This is a genomic window from Stenotrophomonas maltophilia (assembly GCF_013464915.1).
GTDB classification, from domain to species: domain Bacteria; phylum Pseudomonadota; class Gammaproteobacteria; order Xanthomonadales; family Xanthomonadaceae; genus Stenotrophomonas; species Stenotrophomonas maltophilia_AT.
Genome location: NZ_RAVT01000076.1, coordinates 1 through 13,559, shown reverse-complemented (window position 1 = coordinate 13,559; position 13,559 = coordinate 1). Strand labels below are relative to the sequence as shown.

The window sequence follows — 13,559 nt, the reverse complement described above, 5'->3', positions numbered from 1 at the left end:
CGTCCCCATCGTCTAGAGGCCTAGGACATCACCCTTTCACGGTGGCGACCGGGGTTCGAATCCCCGTGGGGACGCCAATTCTTGAAAACCCTGGCTTCGGCCGGGGTTTTTCTTTGCCTGCGATTCCCGGAAGGTCCTGTCCACGCATGGCGTGGATCTACCGCAGGGCCCGCGTAGATCCACGCCATGCATGGATGGCTTCACCTGCGCCGCACCTCAGAACCGGCGATACATCCCGATCGACGCCGGTGCTGTCGGCGCAAAACCAAACTGCGCGTACAACCGGTGCGCCTCACCATCGGCCAGCAGGCTGACGTATGCCGATGGCGGCAGGTTCGCCTGCATCCAGCCATCCAGGCGCCGCATCACTTCCTTGCCCAGGCCCTGCCCCTGCAGGCGCGGCAGCACCGCGATATCGCAGACCTGCAGGTGGCACCCACCATCGCCGACGATGCGGCCCATCGCTACCAGCTCGTTGCCCTGGTAGGCACACACGCCATACAGGGTGTTGGGCAGCGCGCGCGTCGCCGCCTCCTGGCTCTTGGCACTGAGGCCGGCCAGTACACGCAGCCGGCAGTAGTCTTCAACCGTGGGGACAGCCTCGCGGAACTGGCAGCTGACGGAATCATTCATGCGGTATCTCCCTGTAGGTCGGGCTATCCTGCCGCATCCACGTCGCAGCGACTGCGACCCAGGCCTGCTGAGTTCCCATGTGCTATTCCGCCCTGATCCGCGCCGACTACGCCACGCTGGTGCGCGAGTTCGGTGCCATCCTGTCGCTGGAGGAGTTCGCCGAACTGTACGCGCACGACCCCGGCAAGAAGCGGCCGAAAACCCCCAAGGCCATGGACGACGGTTTTGCAGGCGCACGCACCGGACAGGGCCGCGACATCGTCGCGAAGATCCAGCACTGGCATGCACTGGAACGCCGGGATCTGGAGGCGGAGCTGGCCCGTCAACGCGAGCGCCGCGATATTGCCCATGCAACGCTCGCCACCCGCCCCACCCAGAAGGCGCGCAACGACCTGCGCGTGGCCGGCAACCGCATCGAGCGCGCCCAGGCCCGGCTGGAAGACCTGCACCGGGTCCAACTACTGCCGCGCGACAACCGCATTTTCCCCGGCACCTACGCGCCGGTGATGGTCAGCGAGAACGGCCGCCGGGTGATCAAGCCGATGCGCTACCAGTGCCGGCTGCCCGACAAGCCGGCACGCAACGACGTGCTCTACCCCGGCACCTACAACGCACGACGTGACAGCCTGGAAGGCTATTGGCGAGGCGCGTTCGGCCTTCGCCACGGTGTCGTGGTGGTCAGCGCGTTCTATGAGCACGTGCCCCGGCACGCGATTGCCGGACGCACACTGGGCACGGACGAGAAAGAGCAGGATGTGGTGCTGGAGTTCCGTCCCGATCCACCGCGCGACCTGCTGCTGGCCTGCTTGTGGGCGGAATGGGAAGGCCCGGAGGGACGCCTGCTCTCATTTGCCACGATCACCGATGCGCCGCCCAGCGATGTCGCCGCGGCCGGCCATGATCGCGGCGTGGTGCCGATCCGCCCGGAACACCTGGATGCCTGGCTCAACCCCGACCCGGATGACCTGGCACACCAGTACCGCATCCTCGACGACCGCGAGGACATCCGTTACGTATACGAGGAGGCCGGCTGAAGCGCCGCTCTCACGCCGTTGCGCTGGAACGGCCCACCGCACGGGTCAGCGCCCGAGTCAGATCCACCGACAGGTACGGCTTGACCAGCAGTAATCCGGCCAGCATCGACTCGGGCAGCTGCTCAGCCAGCATTCCGGTGGCGAGCACGAAGGGTACGCCACGCGCCGACAATGCTGCCGCCACCGGCTCGCTGGTCTCGTTGCGGGCCAGGCGATAGTCCAGCAGGGCCACATCCGGGGCCGAGTCTTCCAGCATGCGCAATGCTTCAGCCACGCTCGCCGCCAACCCGACCACGGTCGCGCCGGCATGCACCAGCTGCATCTGCAGCAGGGCCGCGCTCATCTCGTCGTTCTCGACCACCAGCACCCTCAGGTCCTGCAACACTGTCATCGGCTATGGCTCCTGGAGGCATTCAAGCCGGCGCAGTATAGCCATCACAGAGCCGATGCCGACAGGAAACGCCCCGATCTGCCTTGCCCCTATGAAAGGCCTGCCCTCCTCGGTTACACTCTCACGCTGCCTGCCGGTGTGGCGGAATGGTATACGCAGCTGACTCAAAATCAGCCGGGGGTGACCCCATGAAGGTTCGAGTCCTTTCACCGGCACCACAGCATCAAAGGCCAGGTCCATGACCTGGCCTTTTGCTTTTCAGGCGATGCATGCCCATGTGGCCGTGCCGATGTCACTGCACTGACGCATAACTGCGACCGCCGACAGCGTTGTCGCTAGACGCAGCGCACACTTTTCTTGCCAGCCTCACGTACATCTGCCTATCGTGATCCCGCCGGATCCGGGGGCGGGGGAATGCATGACGCTGCGTGCTGCACTGTTTTTTCTGGTCACGCACGCACTCGTCATTGCCTTGATCGGCCCGCAGGACCCTGTCGGCTCCTACCTGTTGCTGATCACCGCGCCCCTGCTGGCCGCACTGGCCTGCGTGCGGCGCGCACGTGCCAGCCAGGCGGCCTGCAAGTGGCGGCTGCTCGGCGCGGCCGTCGGCCTGTTCTCACTGGCCCTGCTTGCCCTGCTGTACCGCAATGTGGCCGGCCTCGCCCCTGCGCAGATGACCGCCTCAACACTGATCCTGTACGTGTTCTACCGGATCCCCCTGACCTACGTAGCTGCAAGCCCGGGCGGCGGGAACCGCTTCATCCGTGCGGTGGACCTTGCGATCATTGCCCTGCTCTGGCTGCTGTATTACCTGCATACGCGGGCCATGGCGCCTCTCAACACCGCGCTGTGGACGCAGTGCCTGAACACCATGAGCAGCGTGCAGAACAGCCTGGTGTTCTGCTTCGCGCTGATCCGTTTCCTGGCCGAGGACAATCCCGACCGCCGCGATTTCTTCCGCACACTTGCGATCTACGCGCTGGGCTACTTCCTGCTGGCGCTCTACATCAACACCTATCAGCCGCAGACACCTGACGGCAGCTGGGGCGACCTGCTGATCAGCGGGCTGTTCGTGCTGCTGGCGGTCCTGGCCGGCAGCCACCGACGCTACCCGGCAGTGGAGGTATCCCGCAGCCTGCGGCGCATCGTCGATGCCGGCGTACCACTGATGCTTCCCTTGCTGCTGATGATGGTGGCGCTGCTGGTCGCGCGCCTGCAGCCAAGCCTGGCCACGGTAGGTTTCATCGGTGCGATGCTGGGTTACGCCCTGCGCAGCGTGCTGAGCCAGATCGAGATCCAGCGCCAGCGCGATGAACTGGAAACGCTGGCACGGCGCGATCCACTGACCGGGCTGGGCAACCGGCGCAGTTTCGATGAATCGCTGGGTGGAGCCCACCGCCGCGCGCGCCGCCAGGGCCAGGGCCTGGCGGTGCTGATGATCGACATCGACCACTTCAAACGGCTGAACGACACCTACGGGCACCCGGAAGGTGATCGGCGCCTGCGTGCCGTCGCCAGCATCCTCGACGGCTGCCTGCAGCGCGGTGACGACCTGCTGGCCCGCTATGGCGGCGAGGAGTTCATTGCAGCCCTGCCATCGCCCGAGGCGATGCATGCGCTGCATCTGGGCGAACGCCTGCGTGCTGCGGTCGAAAGCGCCGCACTGCCCGCTGCCGAGGGCCATGTGACCATCAGCGTGGGCGTGGCCTGGCAGGCCGCCAGCGACGAGTACGCGCCGGGAGACCTGGTCGGCCGTGCCGACCAGGCCCTGTACCGGGCCAAGCATGCCGGGCGCAATCGTGTGCACCTTGCCTCGGCCCTGCAGTCCTCTGACGAACCTGTCGGCCCGCGCGCCTAGACGACCCGCAGGGTTGCCCCTCCATGCAGATGCCCTGCCCCGTCCTGCACGCGGAAACCGGCGACGGTCTGCAGCAACTGTGCCGACTGCTCCTCCATGCTGCGCGCCGCCGCCGACGCCTCCTCGACCAGGGCAGCGTTCTGCTGCGTGCCCTGGTCGATCAGGTCAACCGCATGGTTCATCTGCTGGATGTCGTCGCTCTGCTGCTGCGAGGCAGTGCTGATCTCGGTCATCAGATCACTGACCCGGCGGACGTTGGTCACGATCTCGTCCATGGTGCGGCCCGCACTTTCCACCTGGGCGGTGCCGGCGCCGACGTTGGCCACCGACTCATCGATCAGATGCTTGATCTCCTTGGCGGCACTGGCCGAACGCTGGGACAGCTCGCGGATCTCGGTGGCAACCACTGCGAAGCCACGGCCGTGCTCGCCCGCGCGCGCGGCTTCCACCGCTGCGTTCAAGGCCAGGATATTGGTCTGGAAAGCGATGCCATCGATCACCCCGATGATATCGACGATGCGCCGCGAGGAGGCATTGATCACCGCCATCGTCTCGACCACTTCGTGCACCACACTGCCGCCGCGCGCAGCGACATCGGCGGCTCCACCGGCCAGCTGGCTCGCCTGGCGCGCGTTGGTGGCGGTGCGCTGCACGGTCTCGGCCAGCCCCTTCATCGATACCGCGGTTTCCTCCAGCGAGGCGGCCTGCTGCTCGGTGCGCTGCGACAGGTCACTGTTGCCCTGCGCGATCTCGGTCGCACCCACCGCAATGGTGTCGGCAGCGAACTTGATCTGGCCGATGATCGCGGCCATCGCCTCGACCAGAGAATTCACGCCCTCGCACAGTTCGGCGATGGAACCCCGCTTGTCCGCCGTGGCAACGCGCCGGGTCAGGTCGCCCTGCTTGGCCGCGGCCACCACCTCGCGGGTCTGCGCCACGGCGCGCTGCATGGCTTGATTCTCATGCACCTGCGCGGTGATGTCGGTTGCGTACTTGACGACCTTGAACGGCTTGCCGTTGAGGTCGAGGATGGGGTTGTAGGAGGCCTGGATCCAGACCTCACGCCCGCCTTTGCCCAGGCGTCGATACTGCCCGGCATCATACTCGCCGCGCCCGAGCTTCTCCCAGAACCGGCGATATTCGTCGCTGCTGCGATGGCCTGGCTCGACGAACAGCGAGTGGTGCTGTCCACGCACCTCATCGAGGCCGTAGCCGGTGGCTTCGAGGAAGTTCTCGTTCGCCGAGAGAATGCGCCCGTCCATGCTGAATTCGATCACTGCCTGCGATTTGCCGATCGCCGCCAACTGCCCGGCCGAATCGGCCGCCTGCAACTTCTGTGCAGTAATGTCGGTGGCGAACTTGACCACTTTGTACGGCCGCCCCTGGCGGTCCAGCACCGGGTTGTAGGAGGCCTGGATCCAGATCTCGCGCTGGCCTTTGCCGAACCGGCGGTACTGCCCGGCGTCATACTCGCCACGTCCCAGCCGCGCCCAGAAGTCGCGGTACTCGGCGCTGCGCGCATGCTCGGGATCGACGAACAGGGAATGGTGCTTGCCCTGGATTTCCTCCAGCCGGTAGCCCACCGCCTGCAGGAAGTTGTCATTGGCCTGCAGGATGGTGCCATCGAGCGCGAACTCGATGACCGCCTGCACGCGGTGCAGCGCTGCGACCTGGGCCTCGAGTTCGGCACGGTCGGTCGCTGCCGGTTCAGTGCCGGTGCGGTGCTGCGGGGCCAGCGTGCCCAGCAGCGCGCGCCACGGCGACCAACGGGTATGCAGCTCGGCCGGCGCCTGCGCGCCCGCCGTGAAGCCTGGAATGAGCATTGTCTGATCCTCGGTGTCCGGTAAGCGGTTGCGACCCGACGGGCGGGATGCCCGGCGGCAACTTCAGTTGCTTGGGACTACAGGTGCCTGCGGGCACCCCTCGAGCGGCTGGCAAGAACGTCTGGTGCGGGTGCGATCGGCATCCGGGAGCGGCGGAACACACAGCGCGGGCCGCCCATCGGGGGCAGCCTGGGGTCCTGCAGCGGGCGACTGGAGCGGGATCCAGAGGGGATATCGGCGATGCCGTCGGCCGCTTTAGCGGGATTCCGCGACGTCCGTCGCAACTCCGTGCATTGCAGCAGGAAGGCGATAGATGATCGTCGTGTACTTCACGCCCTGCTCACGTGCTGCAGGCTGTCCCCCAAGGGACATCGCTCGGCAGATGGATGCAACTCAAGGCAAAAAGGTTTGCATGACCAACGGGGGGTTCCCTGCCGGGCGGAAATGGTGAGCATGCAGCGATCCGCAGGATGTTCATCTTCAAGGAGATCGTATGTTCGTTCGCCTCACCAGCTTCGTCATCCTCAGCCTGTGCAGCACCGGCGTGCTTGCCGCCGATGCCACCTATCAGCCGGCCTTTCACCCCGACCAGCTGAAGGGGCCGCCCGCGGGCCGCACCAACGAGGTGCTGGTGCTGGGCAGCCCGCATCTGTCCGGCCTGCCGAAGACCTTCACACCGGACATTCTGCAGCCGTTGCTGGAGCCTCTGCTCGAGCGCCTGCAGGCATGGCAGCCCAATGCCATCGCCGTGGAGAACCTGTCCGGCCTGCAGTGCGACTTCATGCGCCGCAACCCCACCCGCTACGCGGACAGTGTCGAGACCTACTGCATCGACCCGGCACCGGCCCAGGCCGCGACCGGCCTGGACGTTCCCAGCGCCAATGCCGAGATGGAGCGCCTCCTCGCGCAATGGCCGAAAGCCCCGACGCCGGCCCAGCGCCGCCGCCTTGCGGCCGTGTTCCTGGCCGCAGGCGAGAACGGTTCGGCGGTGGTGCAATGGCTGCGCCTGCCCATCGACGAACGTCGCGCCGCCGACAGCCTGACCCCGGAGCTGGTGCAGTTCCTCGACAAGCGCATTACCAGGCGCGGCGAGGCCGGCATGATCGCCGGCGTCCTCGCTGCACGCCTGGGCCTGGAGCGCTTGTGGTCGGTCGATGACCACACCGCCGACGCGCCTGTCCCGAAGGAGCAGGAGAAGGCCTATGGCGCGGCGCTTCAGGCGGCCTGGGACAATCCGGCAAGCACGGCGCGGTTCGCCGCCGACGAACCGCTGCACGCCAATCTGGCCAAGCCCGACGGCCTGCTTGCGCTCTATCGCGACTACAACGCCCCGGACACGGCGATGACCGTCTACAACAGCGACTTCGGCGCGGCCCTGGTCGAGCCGTCACCCGAGGCCTTCGGACGCAAGTACCTCGGCTACTGGGAAACCCGCAACCTGCGCATGGTCGCCAACATGCGTGACGTGCTCGGCCAACACCCGGGCACCCGCATGCTCACCATTGTCGGTGCCTCGCACAAGGGCTACTACGAGGCTTACCTCAACCAGATGCACGATGTGCAGCTGGTCAGTGCGGACGCAGTATTGCGTTGACGGGCTGGGTGCCGGCCACCCGCCGGCACTATCCTGCAGGGCCCCATCCACAGGTGCCTGCATGCTCAAGGTCATCGCCGAAGACTTCATCCATCCCGATGCCGTGGACACCGTGCTTCCGCTGTACCGGGAACTGGTCGCGTGCACGCAGCGCGAGCCGCTCTGCCTTGGCTATGAACTGTTCGTGGACCAGAAGGATCCCGGGCATTTCGTCTTCATCGAGCAATGGCCGGACCGCGACGCCCTGGACATCCACTGCGCCAGCGAGCATTTCCAGCGGCTGGTGCCGCAGATCAATGCCTTCCAGCGCGCGCCATGCCGGTTCCTGCTGATGGATGCTGCGCCTCTGTAGTGCCGGCATCAACGCGACCGTGATCCCGGCGACGGTGCCGCCACAGCACCAGGCTGGCTGCCATCGTGCACGCCAGGGTCAGGGCCAGCAGCGCCACCACGCTTCCCTGCAGCACCGGCAGCATTGCCTGGGCCAGGCGATCCTCACGCACCTCCTCCAGCCGCAGCCAGGCGGCCAGGGTCAGGCACCAACCGACCATGGCCGGGGCGAAGGTGCGCACCGTCATCGGGTTCCAGACATTCATGGGATCACCTGTACGAGAGGAGGTGGGCGCAGTATCCGTGCCCGCACTCTCACGGAATGAGATCAACCCTCGGCGGCGTCGATGTCGTCGCCTGGCAACTCGCTGGCCTCGCCCTGCACCTGCACGTTGTTGCGGCCCATCGCCTTGGCCCGGTAACACTGGGCATCGGCCGCGGCCACCGCCTGGTCCACGCTCATCCCGCCGGCCAGCGGCGCGATGCCGATGCTGGCCCCTACCCGCAACCGGTCCTGGTCCCACGGAATCGACAGCGACGCCAGGGTGTGCAGCAGCTCACCGCCAATGCGGGCTGCACGACGCGGCGTGCAGCCGGACAGGATCACCGCGAACTCATCGCCGCCCAGCCGCGCCACCACATCCGAATCGCGCACCCCGTGACGCAGAACGCTGGCCACCGCCCACAGCACCGCATCGCCAGCCAGATGGCCCCATGTATCGTTGATCGGCTTGAACCGGTCCAGATCGATGTACATCAGCGACGCGGCCTGGCCGGTACGCTCAACGCGGGTGATCGCCTGCTGCAGATGCACCTCGAAGCCACGGCGGTTGCTCAGTTCGGTCAGCGGATCGATCTCGGCCAGATGACGTGCCTCGCGCTGGCGGGCACGCTGCTGGGTATCGTCGCGCAGCACCCAGACCGCGCCGCGAACGTGGCCCTCGTCATCGCGCAACCAGGCGCGGGTGAGGTCCACCGGCACCGTGGCGGTACCCAGGCGCAGCAGCAGGTCGGCATGCAGGTCCACCGCGTTGCTTTCCGGATCCAGCAGTACCGACACGTCCAGCACCGACCCCGGCGCGTACTCGGTGGTCAGCGCCAGCACATCCTGCACCTTGTGCCCGGCCAGCGACATCGCGCCATCGCCGGCCAACGTGCGTACCGCGGCGGCATTGGCGTAGTCGATACGGCCATCGAGGCTGACGCTCAGCACCAGGTCGGCCACTGCGTCGAGGGTGATGCGGCTGCGCTGCTCGCTCTCGAACAGCCGCTGCTCGCTGCTGCGCTGGGCGGTGATGTCCTGGATCTGCGACACGAAATGCACCGGTTCGCCATGCTCGCTGCGCACCAGCGACACCGACAACCGGGCCCAGATCACTTTGCCGTCGCGATCAAGATAGCGTTTCTCCAGGTGGTAGTGGCTGCGCCGCCCAGCCAGAAGGTCCTGCACCAGCGACAGGTCGGTCTGCAGGTCGTCGGGATGGGTCAGGCGCTGGAAATCCACCTGCAGCAGCTCTTCCCGCGGATAGCCGAGGATCCGGCACAGCGCATCGTTGACGTCCAGCCATCGCCCTTCCAGCGACACCAGCGCCATGCCCAGCGCAGCCGAGGTGAACGCACCGGCGAACTTCTCCGCGGACAAGCGTGCCTCGGCCCGCGCCTGCAGGATCTCGGTGATGTCGATGGCCATGCCGACATAGCCGATGCGCGCACCGTCGGCACCGTCCATGCGGCTGATCGACAGGCGCACCTGGCGTGGCTGGCCGTCCTTGCGCAGCAGCGTCCATTGCCGCGAATAGGTCTGGCCATCGGCACGCGCACTGAGTGCTTCGAACACGCCTGGCAGATGGCCATCGGCATCGGCCAGCGGTCGCAGCCAGGCACTCAGTTCCTGCGGATCGTGGAAGGCGTCCAGCCGGCGCTGGCCGACCACCTCGGCCGCGCTGTAGCCTAGCAGGCGTTGCGCGCCGGTATTGAACAGGGTGATGGTGCCATCGGTATCGGTGGCGATCACCGCCACTTCATCGGAGGCATCGACCACGGCCTGCAGGCGTTGACGGGTCTCGGCCGCATCATGGCGGGCCTGCTGCAGTTCGGTCACGTCGGCATGCGCGCCGGCCATCCACAGCGGTCGGCCCTGCCCGTCCCATTCGAAGACGCGGCCACGGTCCTGGATCCATATCCACTGGCCGTTCTTGTGGCGCATCCGCAGCAGGCACGCGTAGTTGTCGGTGCGTCCCTCGAAATGCTCGTCCAGGGCCGCGTCGGACAGCGCTATGTCATCGGGATGGACCAGCTTCAGGAAGGTCTTCTGGCAGATCGGCTCCAGCTCTTCCAGGCGGTAACCGACAATCTCAGCCCAGCGCGCATTGACCCGCATCTCGCCGGTCTGCACGTTCCATTCCCAGGTGCCCGCGGCGGTGCCATCGATGATCATCGCCAGCCGCCGACGCTCCTCGGCCAGCTCCTGCAGGCGACGCTCCAGCAACCCGTTGCCGTTGGTGCCCTGGCCCGCCATCAACGTTCCCTCCGGCCCGCGCAGGCAGGCGTTGGCCGCAGCAATGCGCTGCAGCGTGCAACGAAGACGACGGGTCGTGCTGGCGTCATGGCCCTCCCCAGCGACAGCGGGGGGGCCGAACGCCTCCCCTCCAGCGCAAGTGTGCGCAATCACGGGGAAAACCGACAAGTCCCCCGCCGCGGATCAACCGTGACGGGGGGCACGAACCTCAGCTGCGCTTGGCGCGGGCGAAGGCCTCGGCCAGGGCGTTGTTGGCCGGCGGCGCCGACGGGGCCGGCCGTCCGCTGTTGCCCTGGCCCCGGTTCGGCCCGCGGTTCTGCCCGCTTGCGTCGCGGCGCGGCCCCTGGCCCTGCCCGCGCTCCTCGCGCTGGCCCGGGCGGCTGGTAGCCTGCCCCGGGGTGTCGTCCAGGCGCCGGGTCAGCGCGATGCGCTTGCGCGGTACATCCACTTCCAGCACCTTCACCTTGACGATGTCGCCCGCCTTGACCACGTCGCGCGGGTCCTTCACGAAGGTGTCGGACAGCGCCGAAATGTGGATCAGGCCGTCCTGGTGCACGCCGATATCGACGAAGGCACCGAAGGCCGCCACGTTGCTGACCACGCCTTCCAGCACCATGCCCTCACGCAGGTCCTTGATGTCCTCCACGCCTTCGGCGAAGCGCGCGGCCTTGAACTCCGGACGCGGGTCGCGACCCGGCTTCTCCAGTTCCTTCAGGATGTCGCGCACGGTCGGCACGCCGAAGGTGTCATCGGTGAACTGCTCGGCCTTCAGCCCGCGCAGGAAGCTGCCATCGCCGATCAACGCCTTGATCGGACGCGCGGTGCTGGCCACGATGCGCTCGACCACCGGATAGGCTTCCGGGTGCACGGCCGAGGCGTCCAGCGGCTGGTCGCCGTCGGCGATGCGCAGGAAGCCGGCGCACTGTTCGAAGGTCTTCTCGCCCAGGCGCGCGACCTTCAGCAGGTCCTTGCGACGCTTGAACGGGCCGTTGTCGTCACGATGGCGCACGATGTTCTCGGCCACCGTGGCCGACAGGCCGGACACGCGCGACAGCAGCGCGGCCGAAGCGGTGTTCACGTACACGCCCACCGCGTTCACGCAGTCCTCCACGCGCGCGTCCAGCGCCCGCGCCAGGCGGTACTGGTCCACGTCGTGCTGGTACTGGCCGACACCAATTGCCTTGGGTTCGATCTTCACCAGTTCGGCCAGCGGGTCCTGCAGGCGGCGGGCGATCGACACCGCGCCACGCAGCGACACGTCCAGGCCCGGGAATTCCCTGGCCGCGAACTCCGACGCCGAATACACCGACGCACCGGCTTCGCTCACCACCACCTTCTGCAGCTTCGGGTTGGCGGTCGCCTTGATCGCTTCGCCGGCCAGCTTGTCGGTTTCGCGGCTGGCGGTGCCGTTGCCGATCGCGATCAGTTCCACGTTGTGCCTGGCGCACAGCTGCTTGATCGTCTGCAGCGACTGCTCCCACTGGCGGCGCGGCTCGTGCGGGTAGATGGTGTCGGTGGCGACCAGCTTGCCGGTGGCATCGACCACGGCGATCTTGCAGCCGGTGCGGATGCCCGGGTCCAGCCCGAGCACGGTCTTCGGGCCCGCCGGTGCGGCCAGCAACAGATCCTTCAGGTTGTCGCCGAACACCGCAATGGCCTCAGCCTCAGCCTTTTCGCGGGCCTGGTTGAACAGGTCCAGCAGCAGATGGGTGTGCAGCTTGGCGCGCCAGGTCAGGCGGCAGGCGTCCAGCAGCCAGCGATCGGCGGCACGCCCCTGGTCGGCAATGCCGGCCCTGCGCGCCACGCGTCCTTCGGCGTACTGGTGACCGGCTTCGGCATCGCTGCCCGGGTCCAGCTCCAGGAACAGGATCTCTTCGCGGCGCGCACGGAACAGCGCCAGCAGCCGGTGCGAGGGAATCTTCGCCAGTGCTTCGGCATGCTCGAAATAATCGCGGTACTTGGCACCTTCGGTTTCCTTGCCCTCGGCCACACGGGCACGGATCACCCCGGTGTCGCCCAACCAGGTGCGCAGCTCGCCGACCAGCGCGGCATCTTCGCCCCAGCGCTCCATCAGGATCGCGCGCGCGCCTTCCAGCGCGGCCTTGGTGTCGGCCACCCCCCTGTCGGCGTCGACGAAGGTGGCGGCGAAGACCTGCGGGTCCTGCGTCGGGTCGGCCAGCAGGCCATCGGCCAGCGGCTCCAGCCCCGCCTCGCGGGCGATCTGCGCGCGGGTGCGGCGCTTGGGCTTGTACGGCAGGTACAGGTCTTCCAGGCGGCTCTTGGTATCGGCCGCCAGGATGTCATTGCGCAGTTCGTCGCTGAGCTTGCCCTGTTCGCCGATGCTGGCCAGCACCGCGGCGCGGCGTTCCTCGAGCTCACGCAGATAGGTCAGGCGTACTTCCAGGTTGCGCAGCTGGGTGTCGTCCAGGCCGCCGGTCACTTCCTTGCGGTAGCGGGCGATGAACGGAACGCTGGCGCCCTCGTCAAGCAGGCCGACGGCGGCGCGCACCTGGGCGGACTGGGCACCGATCTCGTCGGCGATGGTCTGGGCGATCTGCTGGGCGAGCGCGCTCTGGGCGTTCTTGGCGTCGTGCATTGCTTCAGGTCTGTGCCGCGTTACGGGAAGACCCCATTCTGGCAACCGACGACGCAGCCGGACAAGGCATTGACAGGGGGCAAGGTTCAGCGGCGAGGCCGGAGTGGACGCCGGCATCCTGGCGAAAAGAGGGCTCGGACTGGCCCGGGGCTGGGATGCCGGCGCGGGCGCGCGATGGTGGGCGCGCCCTGCCGCGTGTTGCGAAGGTCAGCGGTAGTGGCGGGCGGCGCGCTGCATGACGATGTCGTCACGCATGCCTTCCAGGGCCATCAGGCGGACCTTGCCGACACCCTGCAGTTCCATGAACCGCTCCGTGTAGAACTCCGGCCCCAGCGCGGTGTCGGCGCGGGATTTGCTGAAGCCGTAGGGCACCACGCCCTTCTCGCCATCCTTGCTACCACCGACATAAAGAACGATTGCCATGTGATGTCTTCCTCCAAATTGCTACTGCGTACTGCACTCGATGAGCGATGCTGCGAGCTCATCGAGGGAGAGCTTACCGCGTCGAACCTGACTGGAACGTCACGAAGGCTAATGACGATCGGTTGCATGCAGATGACTGCGGGATCGCAGCAGAATGCTTACGGATCTTTAACTTCCGGCTAACGAATCCGCGGGGATTCCCGCCAACGGCGCAGCCCCTCGTGGGTGGTTTGGTTGGTCGCGGAAAGCCGGTTTCCTGTGAGCTGGCCGGGAGGGTGGGTAGGCCGGGGACGCCGTGAACCCATCCATGGGGGCTTGGCCGCGGCATCCATGCCGCGGACACCCCGGCCTACCCACCC

Annotated in this window: 11 protein-coding genes and 2 tRNA genes; 6 read left to right on the top strand and 7 right to left on the bottom strand. The window is 67.1% G+C overall.

The genetic code is table 11. The annotated features are described in order from the left end of the window. Window position 1: 1 nt before the first annotated feature. Window positions 2-77 (top strand) — tRNA-Glu (locus D7T59_RS20625). 139 nt (window positions 78-216) lie between these two features. Here the strand turns inward: D7T59_RS20625 and D7T59_RS20620 are convergent. Continuing rightward, complete coding sequence (locus D7T59_RS20620) at window positions 217-633, bottom strand: GNAT family N-acetyltransferase (protein ID WP_049427453.1); 417 nt, start codon at window positions 631-633, stop codon at window positions 217-219. A gap of 77 nt (window positions 634-710) precedes the next feature. Between D7T59_RS20620 and D7T59_RS20615 the strand changes: the two genes are divergently transcribed. Beyond that, window positions 711-1,667 (top strand): SOS response-associated peptidase family protein, encoded by a 957-nt coding sequence (locus D7T59_RS20615; protein ID WP_180851186.1) that lies wholly within the window; start codon window positions 711-713, stop codon window positions 1,665-1,667. Window positions 1,668-1,677: 10 nt separating this feature from the next. Here D7T59_RS20615 and D7T59_RS20610 read toward each other — a convergent pair whose 3' ends face one another. Beyond that, window positions 1,678-2,058: a response regulator gene (locus D7T59_RS20610; RefSeq protein WP_180851187.1), complete on the bottom strand. Its 381-nt coding sequence runs from the start codon at window positions 2,056-2,058 to the stop codon at window positions 1,678-1,680. Window positions 2,059-2,190: 132 nt separating this feature from the next. On the opposite strand from D7T59_RS20610, the gene D7T59_RS20605 reads away from it, so the two are divergent. Further along, window positions 2,191-2,276, top strand: a tRNA-Leu gene (locus D7T59_RS20605). A 200-nt stretch (window positions 2,277-2,476) separates the two neighbouring features. Further along, window positions 2,477-3,916 carry a GGDEF domain-containing protein gene (locus tag D7T59_RS20600; RefSeq protein WP_180851188.1) on the top strand — a complete coding sequence of 480 codons (1,440 nt, stop codon included), beginning with the start codon at window positions 2,477-2,479 and terminating at the stop codon, window positions 3,914-3,916. On the opposite strand, the gene D7T59_RS20595 is transcribed toward D7T59_RS20600, so the two are convergent. Further along, window positions 3,913-5,739, bottom strand: a complete 1,827-nt coding sequence (locus D7T59_RS20595; RefSeq protein WP_164136442.1) for a methyl-accepting chemotaxis protein — start codon at window positions 5,737-5,739, stop codon at window positions 3,913-3,915. The two genes, D7T59_RS20600 and D7T59_RS20595, sit on opposite strands and share 4 nt — an antisense overlap. 493 nt (window positions 5,740-6,232) lie before the next feature. Between D7T59_RS20595 and D7T59_RS20590 the strand changes: the two genes are divergently transcribed. Then, complete coding sequence (locus D7T59_RS20590; protein WP_164136441.1) at window positions 6,233-7,333, top strand: DUF5694 domain-containing protein; 1,101 nt, start codon at window positions 6,233-6,235, stop codon at window positions 7,331-7,333. Window positions 7,334-7,394: 61 nt separating this feature from the next. Beyond that, window positions 7,395-7,685 (top strand): putative quinol monooxygenase, encoded by a 291-nt coding sequence (locus D7T59_RS20585; RefSeq protein WP_164136440.1) that lies wholly within the window; start codon window positions 7,395-7,397, stop codon window positions 7,683-7,685. Here D7T59_RS20585 and D7T59_RS20580 read toward each other — a convergent pair. The 4 genes from D7T59_RS20580 to D7T59_RS20565 form a co-directional block, all read right to left on the bottom strand. Continuing rightward, window positions 7,627-7,929 carry a hypothetical protein gene (locus tag D7T59_RS20580; RefSeq protein ID WP_164136439.1) on the bottom strand — a complete coding sequence of 101 codons (303 nt, stop codon included), beginning with the start codon at window positions 7,927-7,929 and terminating at the stop codon, window positions 7,627-7,629. The two genes, D7T59_RS20585 and D7T59_RS20580, sit on opposite strands and share 59 nt — an antisense overlap. A 62-nt stretch (window positions 7,930-7,991) precedes the next feature. After that, window positions 7,992-10,181, bottom strand: a complete 2,190-nt coding sequence (locus D7T59_RS20575; RefSeq protein WP_180851189.1) for a PAS domain S-box protein — start codon at window positions 10,179-10,181, stop codon at window positions 7,992-7,994. Between the two features lie 208 nt (window positions 10,182-10,389). Then, window positions 10,390-12,777 (bottom strand): Tex family protein, encoded by a 2,388-nt coding sequence (locus tag D7T59_RS20570; RefSeq protein WP_180851190.1) that lies wholly within the window; start codon window positions 12,775-12,777, stop codon window positions 10,390-10,392. A 207-nt stretch (window positions 12,778-12,984) separates the two neighbouring features. Continuing rightward, window positions 12,985-13,200: a hypothetical protein gene (locus D7T59_RS20565; RefSeq protein WP_005417149.1), complete on the bottom strand. Its 216-nt coding sequence runs from the start codon at window positions 13,198-13,200 to the stop codon at window positions 12,985-12,987. Window positions 13,201-13,559: the final 359 nt, after the last annotated feature.